Annotated in this window: 14 protein-coding genes; 1 reads left to right on the top strand and 13 read right to left on the bottom strand. The window is 64.4% G+C overall.

What is annotated here, in order from left to right:
- Nucleotide 1: 1 nt before the first annotated feature.
- From typA to AC56LR_RS05060, 13 genes are all read right to left on the bottom strand, one after another.
- On the bottom strand, nucleotides 2-1,834 hold the full coding sequence (typA, locus tag AC56LR_RS05120; RefSeq protein WP_497128181.1) for a translational GTPase TypA: 1,833 nt from the start codon (nucleotides 1,832-1,834) through the stop codon (nucleotides 2-4).
- Between the two features lie 186 nt (nucleotides 1,835-2,020).
- Nucleotides 2,021-2,941: a tRNA pseudouridine(55) synthase TruB gene (gene truB / locus AC56LR_RS05115; protein WP_497128178.1), complete on the bottom strand. Its 921-nt coding sequence runs from the start codon at nucleotides 2,939-2,941 to the stop codon at nucleotides 2,021-2,023.
- A complete protein-coding gene (gene rbfA, locus AC56LR_RS05110; protein ID WP_497128175.1) occupies nucleotides 2,938-3,381 on the bottom strand; it encodes a 30S ribosome-binding factor RbfA in 444 nt (147 codons plus the stop codon). The genes truB and rbfA overlap by 4 nt, the downstream gene beginning before the upstream one ends.
- Nucleotides 3,382-3,522: 141 nt before the next feature.
- Complete coding sequence (infB, locus tag AC56LR_RS05105; protein ID WP_497128172.1) at nucleotides 3,523-6,354, bottom strand: translation initiation factor IF-2; 2,832 nt, start codon at nucleotides 6,352-6,354, stop codon at nucleotides 3,523-3,525.
- 46 nt (nucleotides 6,355-6,400) lie between these two features.
- Entirely contained in the window at nucleotides 6,401-7,966 is a 1,566-nt protein-coding gene (gene nusA / locus AC56LR_RS05100; RefSeq protein ID WP_497128170.1) for a transcription termination factor NusA, read from the bottom strand.
- Nucleotides 7,963-8,451 carry a ribosome maturation factor RimP gene (rimP, locus tag AC56LR_RS05095; protein WP_497128168.1) on the bottom strand — a complete coding sequence of 163 codons (489 nt, stop codon included), beginning with the start codon at nucleotides 8,449-8,451 and terminating at the stop codon, nucleotides 7,963-7,965. Before rimP ends, nusA begins: the two co-directional genes overlap by 4 nt.
- 309 nt (nucleotides 8,452-8,760) lie before the next feature.
- A complete protein-coding gene (gene rluB / locus AC56LR_RS05090; protein ID WP_497128527.1) occupies nucleotides 8,761-10,644 on the bottom strand; it encodes a 23S rRNA pseudouridine(2605) synthase RluB in 1,884 nt (627 codons plus the stop codon).
- Nucleotides 10,631-11,401, bottom strand: coding sequence for an SMC-Scp complex subunit ScpB (gene scpB / locus AC56LR_RS05085; protein ID WP_497128166.1), 771 nt, complete (start codon nucleotides 11,399-11,401; stop codon nucleotides 10,631-10,633). Before scpB ends, rluB begins: the two co-directional genes overlap by 14 nt.
- A gap of 368 nt (nucleotides 11,402-11,769) precedes the next feature.
- Nucleotides 11,770-12,798 carry a glucokinase gene (locus AC56LR_RS05080; protein WP_497128164.1) on the bottom strand — a complete coding sequence of 343 codons (1,029 nt, stop codon included), beginning with the start codon at nucleotides 12,796-12,798 and terminating at the stop codon, nucleotides 11,770-11,772.
- Nucleotides 12,799-12,946: 148 nt separating this feature from the next.
- A complete protein-coding gene (locus AC56LR_RS05075) occupies nucleotides 12,947-13,900 on the bottom strand; it encodes a DedA family protein/thiosulfate sulfurtransferase GlpE (RefSeq protein WP_497128162.1) in 954 nt (317 codons plus the stop codon).
- Nucleotides 13,901-14,100: 200 nt separating this feature from the next.
- Nucleotides 14,101-15,792, bottom strand: coding sequence for an ABC transporter ATP-binding protein (locus AC56LR_RS05070; RefSeq protein ID WP_497128160.1), 1,692 nt, complete (start codon nucleotides 15,790-15,792; stop codon nucleotides 14,101-14,103).
- On the bottom strand, nucleotides 15,789-16,802 hold the full coding sequence (locus tag AC56LR_RS05065) for an ABC transporter permease (RefSeq protein ID WP_497128158.1): 1,014 nt from the start codon (nucleotides 16,800-16,802) through the stop codon (nucleotides 15,789-15,791). The genes AC56LR_RS05070 and AC56LR_RS05065 overlap by 4 nt, the downstream gene beginning before the upstream one ends.
- Nucleotides 16,799-17,737, bottom strand: coding sequence for an ABC transporter permease (locus tag AC56LR_RS05060; RefSeq protein ID WP_497128156.1), 939 nt, complete (start codon nucleotides 17,735-17,737; stop codon nucleotides 16,799-16,801). The genes AC56LR_RS05065 and AC56LR_RS05060 overlap by 4 nt, the downstream gene beginning before the upstream one ends.
- 338 nt (nucleotides 17,738-18,075) lie before the next feature.
- Here AC56LR_RS05060 and AC56LR_RS05055 point away from each other — a divergent pair, with 338 nt between their 5' ends.
- Nucleotides 18,076-20,988, top strand: coding sequence for a TonB-dependent receptor domain-containing protein (locus AC56LR_RS05055; RefSeq protein WP_497128154.1), 2,913 nt, complete (start codon nucleotides 18,076-18,078; stop codon nucleotides 20,986-20,988).
- Nucleotides 20,989-21,057 lie beyond the last annotated feature (69 nt).

Genomic DNA, 21,057 nt, shown 5'->3' with positions numbered 1-21,057 from the left:
ATCAACCCTCGCGGTTTGCCTTCTTGCGCTCGTGCTCTTTCAGGAAGCGCTTGCGCAGGCGGATCGATTTCGGGGTGATCTCGACCAGCTCGTCGTCCTCGATGAACTCGACAGCGTACTCGAGCGACATCTGGATCGGCGGCACCAGGCGCACGGCTTCGTCGGTACCCGACGAACGCACGTTGGTCAGCTGCTTGCCCTTGATCGGGTTCACGACCAGGTCGTTGTCGCGCGAGTGGATGCCGATGATCATGCCTTCGTACACCGGGTCGTTGTGCGACACGAACATGCGGCCGCGGTCCTGCAGCTTCCAGATCGCGTAGGCGACGGCGGCGCCGTCATCCTGCGAGATCAGCACGCCGTTACGGCGGCCGGCCATTTCGCCCTTGGTGTTGTCCACCGGTGCGTACTCGTGGAACACGTGGCTCATCAGGCCGGTGCCGCGGGTCAGGGTCATGAATTCGCCCTGGAAGCCGATCAGGCCACGCGCCGGGATCAGGTACTCGAGACGCACGCGGCCCTTGCCATCCGATTCCATGTTCTGCAGGTCGCCACGGCGGCGGCCCAGCTCTTCCATCACGCCACCCTGGTTGACTTCTTCGACGTCGACCGACAGGGACTCGAACGGTTCCTGGCGCACGCCATCGACCATCTTGAAGACCACGCGTGGACGCGACACGGCCAGCTCGAAGCCTTCACGGCGCATGTTTTCCAGCAGAATCGTCAGGTGCAGCTCGCCGCGGCCCGAGACTTCGAAGATCGTGTCGTCGTCGGTCGGGGCAACGCGCAGGGCGACGTTGGCCTTCAGTTCGCGATCGAGGCGTTCGCGCAGCTGGCGGCTGGTGACGAACTTGCCTTCGCGGCCGGCCAGTGGCGAGTTGTTGACCATGAAGTTCATGGTCAGGGTCGGCTCGTCGACGGTCAGCATCGGCAGCGCGTCCGGGGTGTCCGGTGCGCACACGGTCGAACCGATGCCGATTTCTTCGATACCGTTGATCAGGACGATGTCGCCGGCGACGGCTTCGTCGACCAGCACGCGCTCCAGGCCCTTGAAGTTCAGCACCTGGTTGATGCGGCCCTTGATCGGGGTCGAATCAGGACCGTTCAGGACGATGACGTCCTGGCCGGCCTTGATGCGGCCGCGCGAGATACGGCCAATGCCGATCTTGCCGACGTAGGACGAGTAATCGAGCGAGGTGATTTGCATCTGCAGCGGGCCGTCCGGATTGTCGTCACGGACTGGAACGTGTTGCAGGATCGCTTCAAACAGCGGCTTCATGTCGCCCGAGCGGACGTCTTCGGTCAGGCCGGCGTAGCCGTTCAGGCCCGAGGCGTAGACGATCGGGAAGTCCAGCTGCTCGTCGGTGGCGCCGAGCTTGTCGAACAGTTCGAAGGTCTGGTTGATGGCCCATTCGGCGCGCGCGCCTGGACGGTCGACCTTGTTGACGACGACGATCGGCTTCAGGCCCAGGGCCAGTGCCTTGCGGGTCACGAAGCGGGTCTGCGGCATCGGGCCTTCTTGCGCGTCAACCAGCAGCAGCACCGAGTCGACCATCGACAGCACGCGCTCGACTTCGCCGCCGAAGTCGGCGTGGCCTGGGGTGTCGACGATGTTGATGTGGGTACCTTCGTACTCAACGGCGCAGTTCTTCGACAGAATCGTAATGCCGCGTTCTTTTTCGAGGTCGTTCGAGTCCATCACGCGGGTTTCGACGGCCTGGTTCTCGCGGAAGGTACCCGACTGGCGCAGCAGCATGTCCACGAGAGTGGTCTTGCCGTGGTCGACGTGGGCGATGATTGCGATATTACGAATCGCGCGTTTGGTGTTTGACATGAATTTTCGAGAAGTTGCGTATTGTACGAAAGTGTACGAGTGCTGCTGCTGACTGTTGCTGGGTGCTGCTGATACGGTATTGCAGATTACTGGAACCGACTAGTATAGCACGTATAGTCGGTAATCCAGGCGGGTCGGCGGGGAAAGCGCCGGAATTTTGCCAGCTGCGCATGATCTGCCGCCGACCTACGAGACGGTGGAGATCAGCCGCTCCGGCGCCAGGATTGCATACTCCCCCAACTGCGCGGTGCCGAGCAGGCGTCCGTCGTGGTACACGCGGACCCTGCCCTGCTCCGCCGGCAGACTGATCTCTTCCTTGCCCAGCGCCAGCCGCTGCCCCTGCAGAAAGCGCTTCGCCAGCTCCGCCGTCAGTTCCAGCGCAGGGAAACTCGACAGCAGCGCATCGACCGGCATCAGGAGCGACATCGGATCGGGATGGTCCAGCAGTTCGTCAAGCGTCACCATCCCATCCATCGTCAGCGCGCCGACCTGGGTCCGGCGCAGCGCGTTCAGGTGGGCGCCGCAGCCGAGGGCCGCACCGATGTCTTCGCCAAGCACGCGCACATAGGTGCCCTTGCTGCAGGTGACCAGGATCTTGAGGAAAGGCGCCGTGTAGTCGACCAGCGACAGGCCGTGGATGGTCACCGGGCGCGCGTCGCGCTCGAGGGTGATGCCTTCGCGCGCGTATTCGTACAGGGCCTTGCCGTCGCGCTTGAGCGCGGAGTACATCGGCGGCACCTGCAGGATGGGACCGCGAAAACGCGCCAGCGCCGCTTCGATCTGTTCAATCGTCACGTCCACCTCGCGCTGCTCGATGGTCTCGCCCTCGGTGTCGCCGGTGGTGGTCATGATGCCGAGGTGAACCAGCGCTTCGTAGGTCTTGTCGGCTTCGAGCAGGTCTTGCGAAAATTTGGTCGCTTCACCGAAGCACAACGGCAAGAGGCCGGTGGCGAAGGGATCGAGCGTGCCGGTATGCCCGGCCTTCTTGGCGTTGAGCACGCGCTTGGCCTTGATCAGCGCGTCGTTGGACGACAGGCCGACCTGCTTGTCGAGCAGGAGGACGCCGTCGACCAGGTCGCGCGGCTTCTTGGCAGGACGCGCGCTCACTCGGAATCCGGCCCGTTGTCAGGCGCGGCGTCCGGTACGGTATCCGGCGCGGCATCCGGCTCGGCGTCGGCCGCGCGCACCGCATTGGCCTGGTCGATCAGCGCCGACATGGCCAGGCCGCGGGTGGTCGAGGTGTCGTGCACGAAGTGCAGCTGGGGCAGCGTGTGGATGTGCAGGCGCTTGCCGAGCAAGTTGCGCAGGTAGCCGGCGGAGCGCGACAAGCCCTCGAGGGTCATCCTGATTTCTTCCTTGCTGTCTTTCAGCAGGGTGAAGAAGACCTTGGCGTGGGCGTAGTCGGGGGTCAGCTGCACTTCGCTGATCGTGACCATGCCGATGCGCGGATCCTTGAGTTCGTAGGCGATCAGTTCCGACAGGTCTTTCTGGATCTGGTCGGCGACGCGCAGGCCGCGCTGGGGGATGCTTTTACTGTGTTTTGCCATGATAGTTGTCTACTGCGTGTTGTTCTTGTGATGGTCTGCCCGCCCGGGAAACTGAAAAAGGCGCTGCCAAAAAACAGGGGCCAGGCCCCTCGCGGCATCGCCGCGAAGCGTCCTGGCCCCATCGTACTCCCAAGCTGCAAATTACAGCGTACGCGCCACTTCGGTCACTTCGAACACTTCGAGGACGTCGCCGACCACGATATCGTTCATGTTCTTCAGCGACAGGCCGCATTCCAGGCCGGCGCGGACTTCTTTGGCGTCGTCCTTGAAGCGCTTGAGCGAGTCGATCTCGCCGGTCCACACGACGATGTTGTTGCGCAGCAGGCGGACCGAGGAGGAACGCTTGACCACGCCATCGGTGACCAGGCAACCCGCGATCGCGCCGACTTTCGAGACCAGGATGACCTGGCGAATCTCGACCTGGCCGGTGATGGTCTCGCGCTTTTCCGGCGCCAGCATGCCCGACAGTGCGGTCTTGATCTCGTCGATCGCATCGTAAATGATACTGTAGTAACGGATGTCGACGCCGTTGGCTTCGGCCAGCTTGCGCGCCTGGTTGTCGGCACGGGCGTTGAAGCCGATGATGACCGCCTTCGAGGCAACCGCCAGGTTGACGTCCGACTCGGTGATGCCGCCGACCGCCGCATGGACGATCTGGACGCGCACTTCCGAGGTCGACAGCTTCTGCAGCGAACCGACCAGCGCTTCCTGCGAACCCTGCACATCTGTCTTGACGATGAGCGGCAGGTTCTTGACTTCGCCTTCGGCCATCTGCTCGAACATGTTCTCCAGCTTGGCGGCCTGCTGCTTGGCCAGCTTGACGTCGCGGAACTTACCTTGACGGAACAGGGCGATTTCACGCGCCTTGCGCTCGTCGGCCATGACCATCACTTCTTCACCGGCGCTCGGCACTTCGGTCAGGCCCTGGATCTCGACCGGGATCGATGGACCCGCGGTGGTGACCGGCTTGCCGTTTTCGTCGAGCATTGCACGGACGCGGCCGAACGAGGAACCCGCCAGCACGACGTCGCCGCGCTTGAGGGTACCCGACTGCACCAGGATCGTCGCGACCGGGCCCTTGCCCTTGTCGAGGCGGGCTTCGACCACCAGGCCACGTGCCGGTGCTTCGGTCGGCGCCTTCAGTTCCAGCACTTCGGCCTGCAGCAGCACCTGTTCGAGCAGGTCGTCGATACCGGTACCCATCTTGGCCGACACCTGGACGAATGGCGATTCGCCACCGTATTCTTCCGGCACCACGCCTTCGGTGACCAGTTCCTGCGTCACGCGGTCGGCATTCGCACCCGGCTTGTCCATCTTGTTGATTGCCACCACCAGCGGCACGCCGGCAGCTTTTGCGTGGGCAATCGCTTCTTTGGTTTGCGGCATCACGCCGTCGTCACCCGCCACCACCAGGATGACGATGTCGGTTGCCTTGGCGCCGCGGGCACGCATGGCGGTGAACGCCTCGTGGCCCGGGGTATCCAGGAAGGTGATCATGCCGCGCGGGGTGTCCACGTGGTATGCACCGATGTGCTGGGTAATGCCGCCGGCTTCGCCCGACGCCACTTTGGCACGGCGGATGTAATCCAGCAGCGAGGTTTTACCGTGGTCGACGTGACCCATGACAGTGACCACCGGAGCGCGCGAGGTCGATTCGAACTCGGCGTGCTCGCCCTGGTCGGCCAGCAGCGCTTCCGGATCGTCCTCGGCAGCGGCAAATGCCTTGTGGCCCATTTCTTCCACGAGAATCATCGCGGTTTCCTGGTCCAGCACCTGGTTGATGGTGCACATCTGGCCCAGCTTCATCAGTTGCTTGATGACTTCCGATGCCTTGACGGCCATCTTGTGCGCCAGTTCGGCGACCGTGATGGTCTCCGGCACGTGGACGTCCTTGACGATCGCTTCGGTCGGCGCCTGGAAATTGGTTTCGCGGTCATCGCCATGCGAACGGCGGCCACCACTGCGGCCACCGCTGCGCCAGCCGTCACGGCCGGTCGAGGCTGGTGCGCCACGGCCTTTCGGGCCGCTCGGTGCGCCGCGCTTCTTGGCGTCGTCCGACCAGGTCGAGGAGACATTGGCCGACTTGATCGACTTCTTGTCGCCCGGCTTCTTATCGTCGGCCTTCTTGACGTCGCCCGGCTTCTTGTCGGTGGCGGCAGGCTTGTGCAGCGTACCGGTCGGCGCGGCTGGCGCGGCCGGCTTGGCAACCGGCTCCGGCGCCTTGATGACGCGGCGCGGCTGGCTCATCATGAGCTTGATCTGGGCGACTTCGTCGGCCACGGCCTTGCGGGCCTTCTCGGACGCGGCAGCACGTTCGGCCGCTTCCCGGGCAGCTTCCTCGGAGCGCTTCTTGGCTTCGGCAGCAGCGGCTTGCGCCTTCTCGTCGGCAGCGCCGCTGGCGGCGGTCGCGGCGGCAGTCTTGGCGGCAGCCTGGGCAGCAGCATCGCGCTTGGCCTGTTCGGCCGCTTCGCGCTTGCTTTGCTCTTCGGCGACCTTGGCCTGGGCGGCTTCCTCAGCTTCGAGCTTGGCCAGGCGCTCCTGCTTTTCACGCAGGTCCGCTTCCTGGCGGGCGATCAGCTCGGTCTGGCGGCGCGCGTCTTCTTCGCGGCGCGCCAGTTCGGCGGCGTCGATCACCGGCTCGGCTTCGACCTTCGGCGCCGGCGCAGGATCGTCGCGCTGGACGAAGGTGCGCTTCTTGCGCACTTCCACCTGGATGGTGCGCGATTTACCGCTGGAATCGGCCTGCTTGATCTCGGTCGTTTCCTTGCGGGTCACCGTGATCTTTTTCTTTTCGGTCGGTTCCGCCGCGCCGTGGGTACGGCGCAGGTGGTTCAGCAGCTTGTCCTTATCATCCTTTGACAAGGGATCTGACGTCGAACTTTTTTCGACGCCGGCCGAGCGCAGCTGCGTCAGCAGCAGGTCTGCAGGCATCTTCAGTTCGGTGGCAAATTGGGCTACGTTGTTACTCGCCATTCAGTCCTCTTTTCTATGTGTCGCGGAGATGATAAAGATTTGCAAATTACGCCTTGGCCGTTTCTGCCAGGCTCCAGGCTTTCGCCTGCAGCGCCTTGGCGCGGTCATCGTATTTACTGTCGACCAGCTTCATCTCATCGTCGGTCACATCATTAAATTCATTCTTGATCAGTTCACCGGCACGCTCCGACGACAGGGCCAGGATGGCGCCGAATTCGTCATAGGCGAGTGCCGAAAATGCTTCGACCGTCTTGATACCGGCCAGGCCAAGCTTGCCGGCCGTGGTACGGTCCATGCCTTCGAGGTTGACCAGTGCTTCTTCCATGCCTTCCAGGCCTTCTTCGGAAGCGATGGCTTCGGTCACCAGCGCGTCACGGGCACGGGTACGCAGCTCGTTGACGGTGTCTTCGTCGAAGGACTCGATTTCCAGCATTTCGGAAATTGGTACATACGCGATTTCTTCAAGGCTGGCAAAGCCCTCTTCCACCAGGATATCGGCCACTTCCTGGTCGACGTCCAGTTTTTCCATGAACAGCGTGCGGATCGCGGCGGTTTCCTGCTGCACCTTGTTGGCCGATTCCTCGGCCGTCATGATGTTGATTTTCCAGCCGGTCAGTTCCGACGCCAGGCGCACGTTCTGGCCCGAGCGGCCGATCGCGATCGCCAGGTTTTCTTCGTCGACGACGACGTCCATCGCATGCTTTTCTTCGTCGACCATGATCGACGAGACATTCGCCGGGGCCAGGGCGCCGATCACGAACTGGGCCGGATCGTCCGACCACAGCACGATGTCGACGCGCTCGCCGCCGAGCTCACCGGTCACGGCCTGCACGCGCGAACCGCGCATGCCGACGCAGGTACCGATCGGGTCGATGCGCTTGTCGCTGGTGAAGACCGCGATCTTGGCGCGCACGCCGGCGTCGCGGGCAGCCGATTTGATCTGCAGGAGGCCCTGCTCGATTTCCGGCACTTCGAGTTCGAACAGCTTCATGATGAAGTCAGGAGCGGTGCGCGACAGGATCACCTGCGGGCCGCGCATGTTGCGGTCGACGCGCAGGATGAAGGCGCGGACGCGGTCGCCGATACGCAGGTTCTCTTTCGGGATCATCTGGTCGCGCGGCAGGCGCGCTTCGATCTTGCCCGACTCGACGATCGCATCGCCGCGCTCCATGCGCTTGATGGTGCCGGTGACCAGAGAATCGCCGCGCTCGAGGAAGTCTTGCAGGATCTGCTCGCGCTCGGCGTCACGCACGCGCTGCAGGACGACCTGCTTGGTGTCCTGGGCGAAGCGGCGGCCGAACTCGACCGACTCGATCGGGTCTTCGATGTATTCGTCGACTTCGATGTCCGGAATCTGTTCCATGGCTTCGAAGTGCAGGATTTCCTGGTCGGGCAGCTGCAGGCCGGCTTCGTTCGGAACGACGTGCCAGCGGCGGAAGGTCTCGAATTCGCCGGTGTCGCGATCGATCGCCACGCGAATGTCGACCTCGCCTTCATAGCGTTTTTTGGTGGCTTGCGCGAGCGCGAACTCGAGCGCTCCGAAAACCACTTCTTTATCGACGTTCTTTTCGCGCGCAAGCGCATCCACCAGCAACAAAATTTCGCGACTCATGCTTTGCGACTCCTAAAATCCACCTGCGGCACCAAACGTGCCTTGTCCAATTCGGCCAGCGTAAATTCCAACAACGCTGCGCCATCTTTATTTTCAATTTCCAAACCGACCTTGTCGTTCTCGACGCCGCGCAGGATCCCGGTAAAGGTCTTGCGGTTCTGGGCACCAGGCATCGCGACGCGCAGCTTGACCGTGCATTCGTGCCCGGCAAAACGCGCAAAGTCGGCGAGGGTTCGTACCGGGCGATCGAGGCCCGGCGACGAAATTTCCAATCGTTCGTAGTCCACGTTCTCGACGGTGAACACGTGCGACAACTGGTGGCTTACCGTGGCGCAGTCCTCGACCGTGATCGGGCCCTTCTCTTCCACGGTATCCGCCGGAAAATCGATATACACGCGCAGGATCCCGCGCTCGCCGCGTTCGACGTCAACAAGTTCGTAACCGAGGCTGGCGACTGTCTTGGCGATTAAATCAAACTGCTGCACGGCACTTCTCCAGGGCGTTAAAACGATTTACCAAAAAAAAAATGGGCATCTGCCCATCTTTTGTATTTGCAACCCAACCAGATGAAAGCACTTGCACCAAGAAATAATGGGAAGAACTTTGATTAGGCTGCAAATTATACAGCGTTACTGCTCCTCTCGCAATCGCCGGGCTGGAATTGCCTGAGGAATAGAGCAAAAAGCAACAGTTGGCAGGGTGACCATATCAGGGCCTGCGTGGCATTTTACGGCATTGCGAAATCATGTGCCCGGCGACGCAAAACAATTTGCGCGCCGGGCGGTATTCCCGGATCAGCCGCGCTTGCCGCGGCGCGGCATGCCGTGCTCGGAGCCGCGCGGACCCTGGCCGCCGCGGCGGCCACCGCCACCGGTGCCGGCAAAGCCGAAGGTGGTCTGGAGCGGATCCGGCTGCTTCGGACGGCTGCTGCCGCGCTGCTGGGCGGCACCGAAGCTGCCCGGCTTGCCGCCACCCTTGGCGCCGCCCTGGCCGCCGCCTTGCGGACGGCCGCCCGGGGCGCGCCCGGCCGGCACGACGCCAGGCTGGGCCGGACGGCCGGAACCCACGCGCGCCGCCTGCGGACCGAAAGGATCGACGTTGCGGTTGGCGTCGGCGCGGTCGATGCGGTTGCCGTCGCTACGGCGCGCTTCGTCGCCACGCGGGCCGGCCTGCGGCTTGCCGCCGCGGCCCTTGCCCTGCTCGGGCGCAGCGCCCTTCTTCTCGACCCCGAATGCGGTCATGAGCGAGCGCACGTCGTTTTCTTCCAGCTCTTCCCAGCGGCCGCGCTTGAGGGCGGTCGGCAAGGTCATCGCGCCGTAGCGGGTACGGATCAGGCGCGAGACGGTCAGGCCGACCGCTTCGAACATGCGGCGCACTTCGCGGTTGCGGCCTTCGCCGATGACCACGCGGTACCACTTGTTGATGCCTTCGCCGCCACCATCCGAGACTTTCGAGAACGAGGCCATGCCGTCGTCGAGCTCGACACCCGCGAGCAGCTTCTGGCGCATGCCTTCTTCCAGCTCGCCCAGGGTGCGCACCGCGTATTCGCGGTCGATGTTGTAGCGCGGGTGCATCAGGCGGTTGGCGAGATCGCCCGAGGTCGTGAACAGCAGCAGGCCTTCGGTATTGAAGTCGAGGCGCCCCACGGCCAGCCATTTGCCGGTCTTCATGGTCGGCAGGCGGTCGAACACCGATGGACGGCCTTCCGGATCGTCGTGGCTGACGATCTCGCCGGCCGGCTTGTGATAGACCAGCACGCGCGGCGGCTTGCTGGTGTTCACGCGGCGCTGGATCAGCTTGCCGTTGATGCGCACGGCGTCGGTCGGCAGGATGCGCTGGCCGATGTGGGCCGGCTCGCCGTTCACCGACACGCGGCCGGCGACGATCAGGTCTTCCATGTCGCGGCGCGAGCCCAGGCCCGCTTCGGCCAGCACCTTGTGCAGTTTCGGCGCGTCGTCGTCCGAGGTCAGGTCGCGGCGCACGGCTTTTGCCGGCGCCTGGCCACGGCCGCCTTCGCTGGTATCGAAATCGTCCGAGGTGACGAACGAGAACACGGCGTCGGCATCGCTCGACGGCGCGCCGCCCGGCTTGCCGCCCTTGCCGTGCGGCTTGCCCTGGGCCTTGCCCTGGTGCTTGCCCTGACGGGCTGCCTGCTGCGCCCCTGGCTGGTTCGGCTGGCCGCGCTTGCCCGGCTTTTGCCCGTTGCGGCCGCGCTGGCCGGCCTGCGGCTGCTCGCCGTCGGCCGACGCTTCGGCGCCGGCCTCGAGCGGGACTTCGACAGCTGGCGCGTTTTCCATCTGGCGCAGTTCGCGCTCGTGGCGCTTTTCGCGCATCTGGCGCGGGCCGCGCGGCTTGTCGCTCTGTGGTGCCGCAGCGGCCGCCGGCGCTTGCGCGGCAGGCTGCACTTCGGCTGCGGCGGCGCGGGCGGCACGCGCCTTCGGCGGCTTGGCTGCGGGCTTGACGGCCGGCGCGTCCACTGCGGCTTCGGCAGGTGGAGCGCCGTCGGCCACGGCGGCTTTGCGGGTGCGCTTCGGCTTGGCCGCCGCTTCCGGCGCGGCTGCTACCGCGCCTTCCGGCGCGGCTGCGGCTGCGGCGGGCTTGCGGGTGCGTTTCGGCTTGGCTGCGGCGCCTTCGCCTGCGTCTGCAGGGATGGTCTGGTTCGGTTCAGTTGGGTTCATCATTCGTATCTTTATTGTGCTGACCTGGCCCAGCGGCTGCCGCCGTCTCGCGGTCAAAAATCGGGACGTCGACCGGCGCCGCCTCGTTGGCGGCGCCCGTCTCCGTGTCTGTCTCGTTTGGTGTGTCGTCGGCGTCCGCTCGCGCTTGCGCCCTGTCAAAATTGTCGTTCAGCGCCGCTTCCAGCGCCTCGAGGCTGCGGCTGTCCGGCCCGTCCGCCACCGCCTGCAGCGGCGGCAGTTGCGACAGCGATGCCAGGCCCAGGTCGTCGAGGAACTGCCTGGTGGTGCCCAGCAGCGCCGGGCGCCCTACAACTTCGCGGTGGCCCAGCACGTCGATCCAGCCTCGGTCTTCGAGCATCTTGATCGTCTGCGAGTTCACCGCGACGCCGCGGATTTCCTCGATGTCGCCGCGCGTGACCGGCTGGCGGTAGGCGATGATCGCCAGCGTTTCCAGCGTGGCGCGCGAATACTTCGGCGGCTTCTCGGGCGACAGGCGGTCGAGGTAAGGCTTCATCTCGGGCCGGCTCTGGAAGCGCCAACCCGAGGCCAGGCTGACGACTTCGATGCCGCGCCCCTGCCAGTCCTGGCGCAATTCTTCCAGCAAAATCTTGATCGTGTCGGACCCGACGCCGGCATTCAATTGGCGCCCGCCCGCGTCGACCTCGGCGAACAGCTTCTTCATGCCGTGGATCGTCATTGGCTCGCGCGCGCACAGCAGTGCGGTCTCGAGGACCCGTTTGGCCTCGTCAGTATTCATGTCGCGGTGTCGTCACGCTTCGAATGCAAGAAAATCAAACAAAATGGATGCTCATCCCGGGCGCCACCACGGATGCCAGCCGCCGGCTTGACAAGCCGCGGTGCGACGAAACTGCGCGCAAAAAAAACTGGAATCCCGGGCCCGGGCTGGATGCGCCGGGCTGGCAATAACGGCAGGCTTGGCGCCCGCCGCGGCTCGCATATCGCCTGGGGCAGAGCGGGAAGGCAGGCTTCCCAGCGCTCGGCACGAGCAGGCAAGGCGAGTGAGCTACAAGGTTTCGGACAATTGGCGGCCATTGTAACCGATAAAACCGGACAACGGACAAGGCCACGGCGCCGTGCCGTGGCGGATTTGCCTTTTTTGCCGCTTCAGGCTGCGGCGGACAGTTTTTCCGACAACATCGCCGACACCCCGACGAAGGCCGGATACTCGGCCGTGATCACATAGGTCGGGATCTGCGCCATGTAGCCGGAAAAGCGCCCGCGCTGCTCGAAACGGCTGCGGAAAGAGGAATCGACGAAGCGCCGGCCCAGGCGCGGAACGATGCCCCCGCCGATATACACCCCGCCTTGCGCGCCGAGGGTAATGGCCAGGTTGCCGGCGGCGGTGCCGAGCATGCCGCAGAAGGTTTCCAGGACCTGGTCGCAGAGCGCGCATTCGCCGCCGAGGGCGCGGCGCGAGATCTCCGGGGCGCTCAGGCTCTCGCCGGGACGGCCGGCGCGGTCAAGCAGCGCGCGGTAGATCAGTTCCACGCCCGCGCCCGAGAGCAGGCGCTCGCTCGAGACGTGCTCGAACTCGCGCCATGCGTATTGCAGGATCGCGACTTCCAGCTCGTTGACGGGCGAGAAGCTCACGTGGCCGCCTTCGCTGCGCAGCGCGGTCCAGCCGGGTTTGCCGTTGGTGGCAGGGATCAGGCCGGAGACGCCCAGGCCGGTGCCGGCGCCGAGCAGGCCGATGGCAGCGTCGGGCTCCGGCGCGCCGCCGCCCACCTGCAGCTTCTGGTCACCCAGGTGCGGCAAGGAACGCGCCAGCGCGGAAAAATCGTTCACCACCAGCAGCGTATCGAAACCGCATTCCTGGCGCAGCGCCTCGATCGAGAACGCCCAATGGTGGTTGGTCATGCGCACCTGGTCGCCGGCGACCGGATTGGCGATGGCAATCGCCGCATGGCGGATGCCGCCATGGAGCTGCGCGACCTGCGGCAGCGCCAGGTAGGCGCGCACGGCGTCGGCCAGCGTGGCGTGCTCGTTGCAGGACAACACCTCGATTGCCTCGAAACGGCCCGGTGCGCTCTCCAGCGCGAAGCGGGCGTTGGTGCCGCCGATGTCGGCGAGCAGGCGCGCGCCGCCGGCGTGGGCAGGCGTCAGGGAGGCGGGGCTGGAAGGAAAAGCGGTCATTGCAGCAAGTCAGGATGCGATGACCTGAGCTTACTAAACTTTGTAACGCAATTACAAGTTATTTCTGTAGTTTAGGTACATGTACGTCGCATTCCTGCGCCTCTGTGCAGCGCAGCATGGCGAGCGTAGAAGTAGTAGGACTACCTATCTAGCATGGCGCCGGGTCCGCGCCGGTCTCGCCCAGGGCCCGGCCGTGGTGGGCATGCCAGGCCTCCAGCCCGCCACGCAGCGGGCGCGCACGGTGGAAGCCATTGGCCAGGAACTGCTGCGCGACCTGGGCCGCCGTCACGTCGTCCGGACAGCTGCAATAGACGACGATGTGGCGGTCCTTGTCGAGGGACGCCATCAGCTGGCCGGGCGCGCAGGAGTGATACACCAGGGCGCCGGGGATTGCCGCTTCCAGTTCTTGCGCGGTGAGGCTGCGGGCGTCGACGATGAGCGGATCATGGCCGCCGTCGATCAGGGCCGCGAGTTCGGCCATGCCGATGCGCGGCACGGCGACACGCGCGCGATGGCGGCGCCGCTCGACGAATTTGGCGCCGATGAACAGCGCCAGCAGCACGGCCAGCACCGACAGCGCCGTGCCGCCCATGGTTGCCAACAACTCGAGCAGGCCCTCGACGCTGTCGTGGAACAGCATGCCCAGCACGATGCCGGTGCCGCTCCACAGCAGCGCACCGGTGACCGAAAAGGCGAGGAACTGGCGGGTGCGGGTGCCGATCGCGCCCGACAGGGGCGCCGCGATGGTATTGAAGCCGGGGACGAATTTCGACACCAGCAGCGACTTGACGCCGAAGCGGCGGAAGCGGTCTTCGGTCTGGTTGACGCAGGAATCGGGGGACAGGGAGATCTTGCAGAGCAGCCGCAGGATGCGCTTGCCGTAGAAGCGCCCGGCGCGGAACCAGAACAGATCGCAGATCAGGCAGGCCAGCATGGCGGCCAGCAGGCAGAGCAGCGCGCTGAGCCTGGCGTCGGCCGACAGCGCACCGGCCACGACCAGCACGGGAAAGGCAGGAATCGGCAGGCCGAACTGCTCGACAAGGACGATGCCGAACACGATCAGCACACCATAGGTCTGGAGCAGGTCGACTAGCTGGGGCATCGCATCAGTTTATCCGAATTCCCTGGACGTCACCGGGCGCCTTTCGCCGTGGTAGGGTGGGCGGCTTCGCCGCCCGCGCGTTCAACATGCGGTTGAATGGACGCGATACATCAATGCACGTGTGATTTGAACGCGCGGGCGGGAGACCCGCCCACCCTACGGGTTACCAATTCGTGCCAAATGCGGCCATCGGCCCGTGATCACGCCCCACGCGGAATCGCCGCCAGCAAGGCCCGCGTGTACGCATGCTGCGGATCGCGGTACAAATCGTCCGAATCGGCCATCTCGACCACGCTCCCCTGGTGCATCACCATGACCTGGTCGGCGATGTACTTCACCACCGACAGGTCGTGCGAAATGAAGATATAGCTCATCTTGTATTCGTCCTGCAGGTCCTGCAGCAGATTCAGGACCTGGGCCTGCACCGAGACGTCCAGCGCCGATACCGATTCGTCGCAGACCAGGATTTCCGGCTTCATGGTGAGGCAGCGCGCGATCGCGATGCGCTGGCGCTGGCCGCCGGAAAATTCATGCGGATAGCGGTGGAAGGCCTGCTCCGGCAGGCCGACGCGCTTCAACAAGTCATACGCCATCGCCACGCGCTCGCCGTCATTGACGCCGATGCGGTGGATGCGCATCGGCTCGAGCAGGATCTGTCCCACCGTGAAGCGCGGATTGAGCGAGGCATACGGGTTCTGGAAGATGATCTGGATGCGCCGCTTGTAGGCCTGATAGTCGCGGTCGGACATCGCCAGCAGGTCGCGGCCCTCGAACAGCGCGCTGCCGCCGGTGGCGCGGTGCAGGCGCAGCAGGGTCAGGCCGACGGTGGTCTTGCCCGAGCCGGATTCGCCCACCACGCCCAGGGTCTTGCCGCGCGCCAGCGTGAACGACACGTCCTTCACCGCCTTGAACTCGCGCTTTTTGAAGAACCCGTCGCGCAGGTAGAAACTCTTGGCGAGGTTGCGGACCACCAGCAGCGGCTCGTCGCCGGGCGCGCTGCCGCGCGTGCGCTGCGGCAGCGCGTGCACCGCCACGCCTTCGCCGAGGTAGTCGTCGATGACGGGCAGGCGCAGCGGACGCTCATCGAGCTTCGGGCGGCAGTGCAGCAGCGCGCGGGTATAGGCGTCGCGGGGCGCGCCGAATACCTGGGCGGCCGCGCCCTCTTCCCGCACTTCGCCATGGCGCATCACGATCACGCGGTCGGCGATCTCGCCCACCAGGGCGAGGTCGTGGGTAATGAAGAGCACCGACATCCGGTGCTTCTTTTGCAGACCGGCGATCAGTTCCATGATCTGCTTCTGGATCGTCACGTCCAGCGCCGTGGTGGGCTCGTCGGCGATCAGCAGCTTGGGCGCGCAGGCGATCGCCATCGCGATCATCACGCGCTGCTGCTGGCCGCCCGACATCTGGCCGGGATAGGCGTCGATTTTTGCCGAAGGGTCGGGAATCCCGACCTCGTCCAGCAACTCCAGCGTGCGCGCCCTCGCCTGTTTGCGGCTCATGCCCATGTGCCGGCGCAGCACCTCGCCGATCTGGAAACCGACCGTGAACACCGGGTTGAGCGAGGACATCGGCTCCTGGAAGATCATCGCGATCTCCTTGCCGCACAGGGCGCGCCGCTCGCCCGGCGGCAGCGCGAACAGTTCGCGGCCGTCGAAGCGCACGCTCGATCCGGGATCGATGAGGGTGGTTTCCATCGGCAGCAAGCCCATGACGGCCAGCGAGCTGACCGATTTGCCGCTGCCGGATTCGCCCACCAGCGCCACGGTGCTGTTCCTCGGCACGTCGAACGAAATGCCCTTGACCGCTTCCGCGCTGTGCTTCTTGTCGATGCGGAAGGAGATGCGCAGGTCGCGCACCTGCAGCAGCAGGTCGGCGTCGATATCGGTCATTTGAGTTTCGGGTCCAGTGCGTCGCGCAGCGCGTCGGCGAACAGCGAGAAGGCCGTCACCAGGAGCGCCATCGCGCTGGCCGCCGCCGCCAGTTGCCACCACTTGCCCAGGATGAGTTCATTCTGCGCTTCGTTGAGCATGCTGCCCCAGGACACGGTGCCGACCGGTACCCCGAAGCCCAGGAAAGACAGGATCACTTCGGCCTTGATGAAGCCGACCACCATGATCGACATCTGCACCAGCGCCACGTGCGAGACGTTCGGCAGGATGTGGCCGAACATCCGGCGCCAACTGGACGCCCCGATGGCGTCGGCCGCCATCACGTATTCGCGCGCCTTGTGCTTGATGTATTCGGCCCGCATCAGGCGGTAGGGACCGGTCCAGCCGGTCAGGCCGAGGATCAGGACGATGGTCATGACGCCTTTTTGCTGCAGCACCGCGGCCACGGTGAGGATCATCAGGATCGAGGGAATCGAGGTGAAGATGCTGTAGAACCAGTTGAACAGATCGTCCACGAACCCGCCATAAAAACCCGAGAGCGCGCCGAACAGGGTGCCCAGGCCGACCGCCACCAGCGCCGCCACCAGGCCGACCACGATCGAGGTCTCGCCGCCCTTGATGGTCTTCTTGATCACGTCATGGCCCCATTTGTCGGCGCCGAAAGGCAAGGTCAAGGATTTTTCGCGCGGCGGGTGGGTAGCGCGGACCTGCGCCTTGAGTTCGGCCAGTTCGGCCGCCAGCGGATCGAAGGCGTTCGGCGGCGTCGCGCGCGGCAGCGCTGCTGCGGCCAGCGCGCGGGTGCCTGCGTCGGCGCCGATGAAAGACGGCGGCGCGTAGTTGACCGCAACCTCGTCTTCCCAGTCGCCCGCGACCAGGCCCGCTGCGGACAGCACCAGTATCAGCAGGAAGGCGCCCACCACCGCCAGCGCGCCCATGGCGATGCGGTCCGCGCGCAGGCGGCGCCAGGCCAGCGCCCACAATCCGGGAGATATCGGGTGAGTCGTCATCATGTCAACCGGACCCGCGGGTCCACGGCCTGGTACAGCAGATCGGCCAGCAGGTTGAACACCATGGTGGCCGCGGCCACGTACACCGTGATCGCCTTGATCACCGGGAAGTCGCTGCGCTCGACGGCGAGGATGACTTCGCGCCCGATGCCGGGAATGCCGAAGAAGCGCTCGAGCAGGAAGGCGCCGATCAGCAGCGCCGGCAGGTTGGCCATGACGTGGGTGATGATCGGGATCGCCGCATTGCGCAGCACATGCACCCAGACGATGCGCCGCTCGCTCAAGCCCTTGGCGCGCGCGGTGCGCACGTAGTCCTGCCCGGCTTCGTCCAGCACAAAACTACGATACAAGCGTAAGGTCGGCGCAATCGATACGGCGAGGCCGATGATGATCGGCAGCAGCGCATAGCGCAGCAGGTTCTCGCCAAGGCTGTCGCCCCAGCCCTGCACCGGGAACAGTCCCAGCTTGTAGGCGAAGACGTACTGGAAGACGATGATATAGACCAGGATCGAGACCGACATGCCGACCGTGCACGCGACCATCACGGCGCGGTCGGTCAGCGAGCCGCGCACGAATGCGATGGCGAGCGCCAGCGCGATGCCGAACAGGGTTTCCAGGATGGTCAGCGGCACCAGCACCGTGAGCGAGGGCTTGATGCGGCTGGCGATGATTGTCGATACCGGCTCGCCCGTGCTCCAGGCATTGCCGAAATCAAAAGTCAGGATCTGCTGGATGAAGATCCACAGCTGGACGGGATACGGCTGGTCGGTGCCGAGCTGGCGCCGGATGTTCTCGATGGCGCTGGTGTCGGCCATTTTCCCGGCCAGCAGGTAGGCCGGATCGCCGCCGACCCAGTTGAACAGCACGAACACCAGCAGCACCACCCCAAGCATGGTGGGCAGCATCTGCCACAGCCGCCGCAGGATAAAACTCAGCATAGGAATTCTGAAGTAGGTCGTGAAAATCGGCAGGGGTGCGCCAGAGAGGCGTAACGATAGCGCATATTTCCCCGGGTTGACAGGTGGCTACTGCGCTTACTGAACATTCCTTTTTGTTTCCCACCCATAACGCCAAATCGTTTTTTTGTAAATATGTTTCGTCAATAGTTGTATTTCTAGCTTGTACAGACATTCCAATTGACAACATATATACCTCAATGTTTTTATTGCTATGTAGTAAAAGATGCCGTTTTTGTATTTGGACGGCAACGTGATCGAAGCATCTCTGCGGTCGTCGTCAAAAAAAGAGCCGCGGAACTTACCTGGGAATTTTCGACATGATGGTGGAAACAGTAATATCTCGTTCGGTTCGATTGATGTTCGCAGGCGGCATGGCCTTTGCCGCGTCCGCGTATGCGCAGGAAGCGCAGCAAGCCCCGGCCGAAGGCCTGCAACGCGTGGAAGTGACCGGTTCGCGCATCGCGACCGCGAACCTGGAAAGCGTCAGCCCGGTGACCGTAGTCGGCGCCAAGGACATCAAGCTGGAAGGCACGCGTTCGGTGGAAAACCTGCTGAACAACCTGCCGCAGGTATTCGCCGACCAGGGTGGTTCGATCTCGAACGGCTCGTCCGGCACCGCGACGGTCAACCTGCGCAACTTCGGCGCCGACCGCACCCTGGTGCTGGTCAACGGCCGCCGCCTGCCAGCCGGCTCGCCACGCAACACCGCAGCCGACCTGAACCAGATTCCGGCAGCGCTGATCAAGCGCGTCGAAGTACTGACCGGCGGCGCTTCGGCCATCTATGGCTCGGACGCGGTCGCGGGTGTCGTCAACTTCATCATGAACGACAGTTTCCAGGGCGTGCAACTGGAAACCAACTATGCGTTCTACAACCACCAGCAGAACGGCGGCATGGCTGCCGATGCTTCACGCCGCCGCAATTTCCCGCTGCCTGACGACAAGGGCGCGGACGGCAAGATCAAGGATGCAAACCTGCTGCTGGGCGGCAATTTTGCCGACGGCCGCGGTAATGCGGTAGCCTTCTTCGGCTACAAGAAGGAAGACGCGCTGCTGCAATCCGAGCGTGATTTCACCGCCTGCTCGCTGGGAGGTTTCAGCTCGGCCGATCGCTTCAACTGCGGCGGATCGGGCACCAGCTTCCCGGGCCGCTTCTTCACCAACGCCGGCCAGCGCACGGTCGCCGACAGTGCTGGCAACACCCGCCCGTATGTCGCCGCCACCGACCAGTACAACTTCGGTCCGCTGAATTATTTCCGCCGCCCATCGGAGCGCTACACCTTCAGCAGCTTTGCCCGCTATGACATCAACGAGCAGATGCGTCTGTACACCGAGGCAAGCTTCCACGACGACAGCACCGTTGCGCAGATCGCCCCGTCCGGCCTGTTCGGCTTCGACGCCTCGGGTTCGAACGCGATTCGCTTCGAGAACCCGTTCCTGTCGCCGGCCTGGCGCCGCGACCTCGGCCTGACTGGTCCAGGCACCACCGCCGACGCACTGATTTTCCGCCGCAACGTCGAAGGCGGCGGCCGCCAGGATGACCAGCGCCATACCTCCTACCGCGGCGTGATCGGCCTGAAAGGCGACGTAGGCAACTGGACTTATGACGCCTTCCTGCAGGCTGGCAAGGTGCTGTACTCGGAGACCTATTTCAACGACTTCTCGAACCAGCGTATCGGCCGCGCACTGAACGTCGTGCCTGGTCCGGGCGGCGTGCCGACCTGCCAGAGCGTGATCGACGGCACCGACCCGAACTGCGTGCCTTACAACATCTGGAGGCTGGGCGGCGTGACGCCCGAAGCACTGAAATACCTGCAGACCCCGGGCTTCCAGAAGGGTAGCACCTCGCAGACCGTGCAAGGCGTCAACCTGTCGAGCGACTTGGGCGAATATGGCCTCAGGCTGCCGACCAGCAAGAACGGTATCGGCGTCGCATTTGGCTGGGAACACCGTACCGAAAAGCTCGACCTGGCAACCGACACCGCCTTCGAAACCGGCGATCTCGCCGGCCAGGGTGGACCGACCCTGGGCGTGGCCGGCCAGTTCAGCGTGCGCGACTACTATGCTGAAGCCCGTATCCCGGTGCTCGAAAAGATGCCATTCGCAGAATCGCTGACCCTGAACGCGTCCTACCGCAAGTCGGACTACTCGACCGGCCAGAAGACCAGCTCGTATGGTGTCGGCGGCGAATGGTCGCCGATCCAGGCCGCTAAACTGCGCTTCAGCTACCAGCGCGCCGCTCGCGCCGCCAACGTCGTCGAACTGTTCACCCCGCAAGGCCTGAGCCTGTTTGGCATGTCGTCCGACCCGTGCGCCGGCGCTACCCCGTCGGCCACCCTGGCCCAGTGCGCACGCACCGGCGTTACCGCTGCGCAGTATGGCCGCATTGAAGACAGCCCGGCGCAGCAGTACAACCAGATCACCGGCGGCAACACCGGCCTGGCGCCCGAGGAATCGGATTCGTACACGCTCGGCCTGGTCCTGACCCCGATGCGCAACCTGAGCCTGACCATCGACGCGTTCGACATGAAGGTCAAGGGCACCATCGGTGGCCTGCCTGCATCGACCACCCTGACCCAGTGTCTCCAGACTGGCGATCCGAAGTTCTGCGGCCTGATCCAGCGTGACCGCCTCGGCACCCTGTGGGCCCTGAATGCCGGCCGCATTGTCGCCACCAACCAGAACCTGGGCATGAGCTCGACTCGTGGTATCGACCTGGGCGCGAACTACGGCTACAAGATGGGTGGCTACGGCAGCCTGGACCTGTCCTACATCGGCACCTTCCTGGATGAGTTCAAGGCGGAAGACTTCCCAGGTTCGGGCGAGTACGACTGCGCCGGTCTACACGGCACCACCTGCGGCACCCCGCTGCCGAAGTACCGCCACAAGATCCGCGCCGTGTGGGGTACTCCTTGGCAGGGCCTGGAGGTCGGCGTGACCTGGCGCCACATCAACGCGGTCAAGCTCGACGCGACCAGCGACAATCCGCTGCTGGGCACCGACTTCCAACCGGTCGATGCACGCCTGGCTTCGCGCGACTACCTGGACCTGGTGGGATCATGGGCAATCAACAAGAACCTGACCCTGCGTGTCGGCGTGAACAACTCGCTGGACAAGGACCCGCCTCTGAGCGGTGTTACCGCAGCTGTGTTCGGCAACGGCAACACCTACCCACAGGTGTATGACGCGATGGGCCGTCACGTGTTCCTGAACCTGACCGCCAAGTTCTGATCCGGCGAGTCACATGAAAACGGCGCACCTCGGTGCGCCGTTTTTTTTTGTGCCGGGAACCCGGGTTCC

It is taken from the genome of Telluria sp. ZT3P39 (assembly GCF_059685935.1).
The sequence above is the reverse complement of the archived record's forward strand: the minus strand, read 5'-3'. Positions and strand labels throughout refer to the sequence as shown.

What these genes read in the sequence shown, in the direction of transcription:
- typA (WP_497128181.1), bottom strand. Translation starts at nt 1,834, where the DNA reads ATGTCAAACACCAAACGCGCGATTCGTAATATCGCAATCATCGCCCAC.
- rbfA (WP_497128175.1), bottom strand. Translation starts at nt 3,381, where the DNA reads ATGGCAAAACACAGTAAAAGCATCCCCCAGCGCGGCCTGCGCGTCGCC.
- infB (WP_497128172.1), bottom strand. Translation starts at nt 6,354, where the DNA reads ATGGCGAGTAACAACGTAGCCCAATTTGCCACCGAACTGAAGATGCCT.
- nusA (WP_497128170.1), bottom strand. Translation starts at nt 7,966, where the DNA reads ATGAGTCGCGAAATTTTGTTGCTGGTGGATGCGCTTGCGCGCGAAAAG.
- rluB (WP_497128527.1), bottom strand. Translation starts at nt 10,644, where the DNA reads ATGAACCCAACTGAACCGAACCAGACCATCCCTGCAGACGCAGGCGAA.
- scpB (WP_497128166.1), bottom strand. Translation starts at nt 11,401, where the DNA reads ATGAATACTGACGAGGCCAAACGGGTCCTCGAGACCGCACTGCTGTGC.
- AC56LR_RS05080 (WP_497128164.1), bottom strand. Translation starts at nt 12,798, where the DNA reads ATGACCGCTTTTCCTTCCAGCCCCGCCTCCCTGACGCCTGCCCACGCC.
- AC56LR_RS05075 (WP_497128162.1), bottom strand. Translation starts at nt 13,900, where the DNA reads ATGCCCCAGCTAGTCGACCTGCTCCAGACCTATGGTGTGCTGATCGTG.
- AC56LR_RS05070 (WP_497128160.1), bottom strand. Translation starts at nt 15,792, where the DNA reads ATGACCGATATCGACGCCGACCTGCTGCTGCAGGTGCGCGACCTGCGC.
- AC56LR_RS05065 (WP_497128158.1), bottom strand. Translation starts at nt 16,802, where the DNA reads ATGATGACGACTCACCCGATATCTCCCGGATTGTGGGCGCTGGCCTGG.
- AC56LR_RS05060 (WP_497128156.1), bottom strand. Translation starts at nt 17,737, where the DNA reads ATGCTGAGTTTTATCCTGCGGCGGCTGTGGCAGATGCTGCCCACCATG.
- AC56LR_RS05055 (WP_497128154.1), top strand. Translation starts at nt 18,076, where the DNA reads ATGATGGTGGAAACAGTAATATCTCGTTCGGTTCGATTGATGTTCGCA.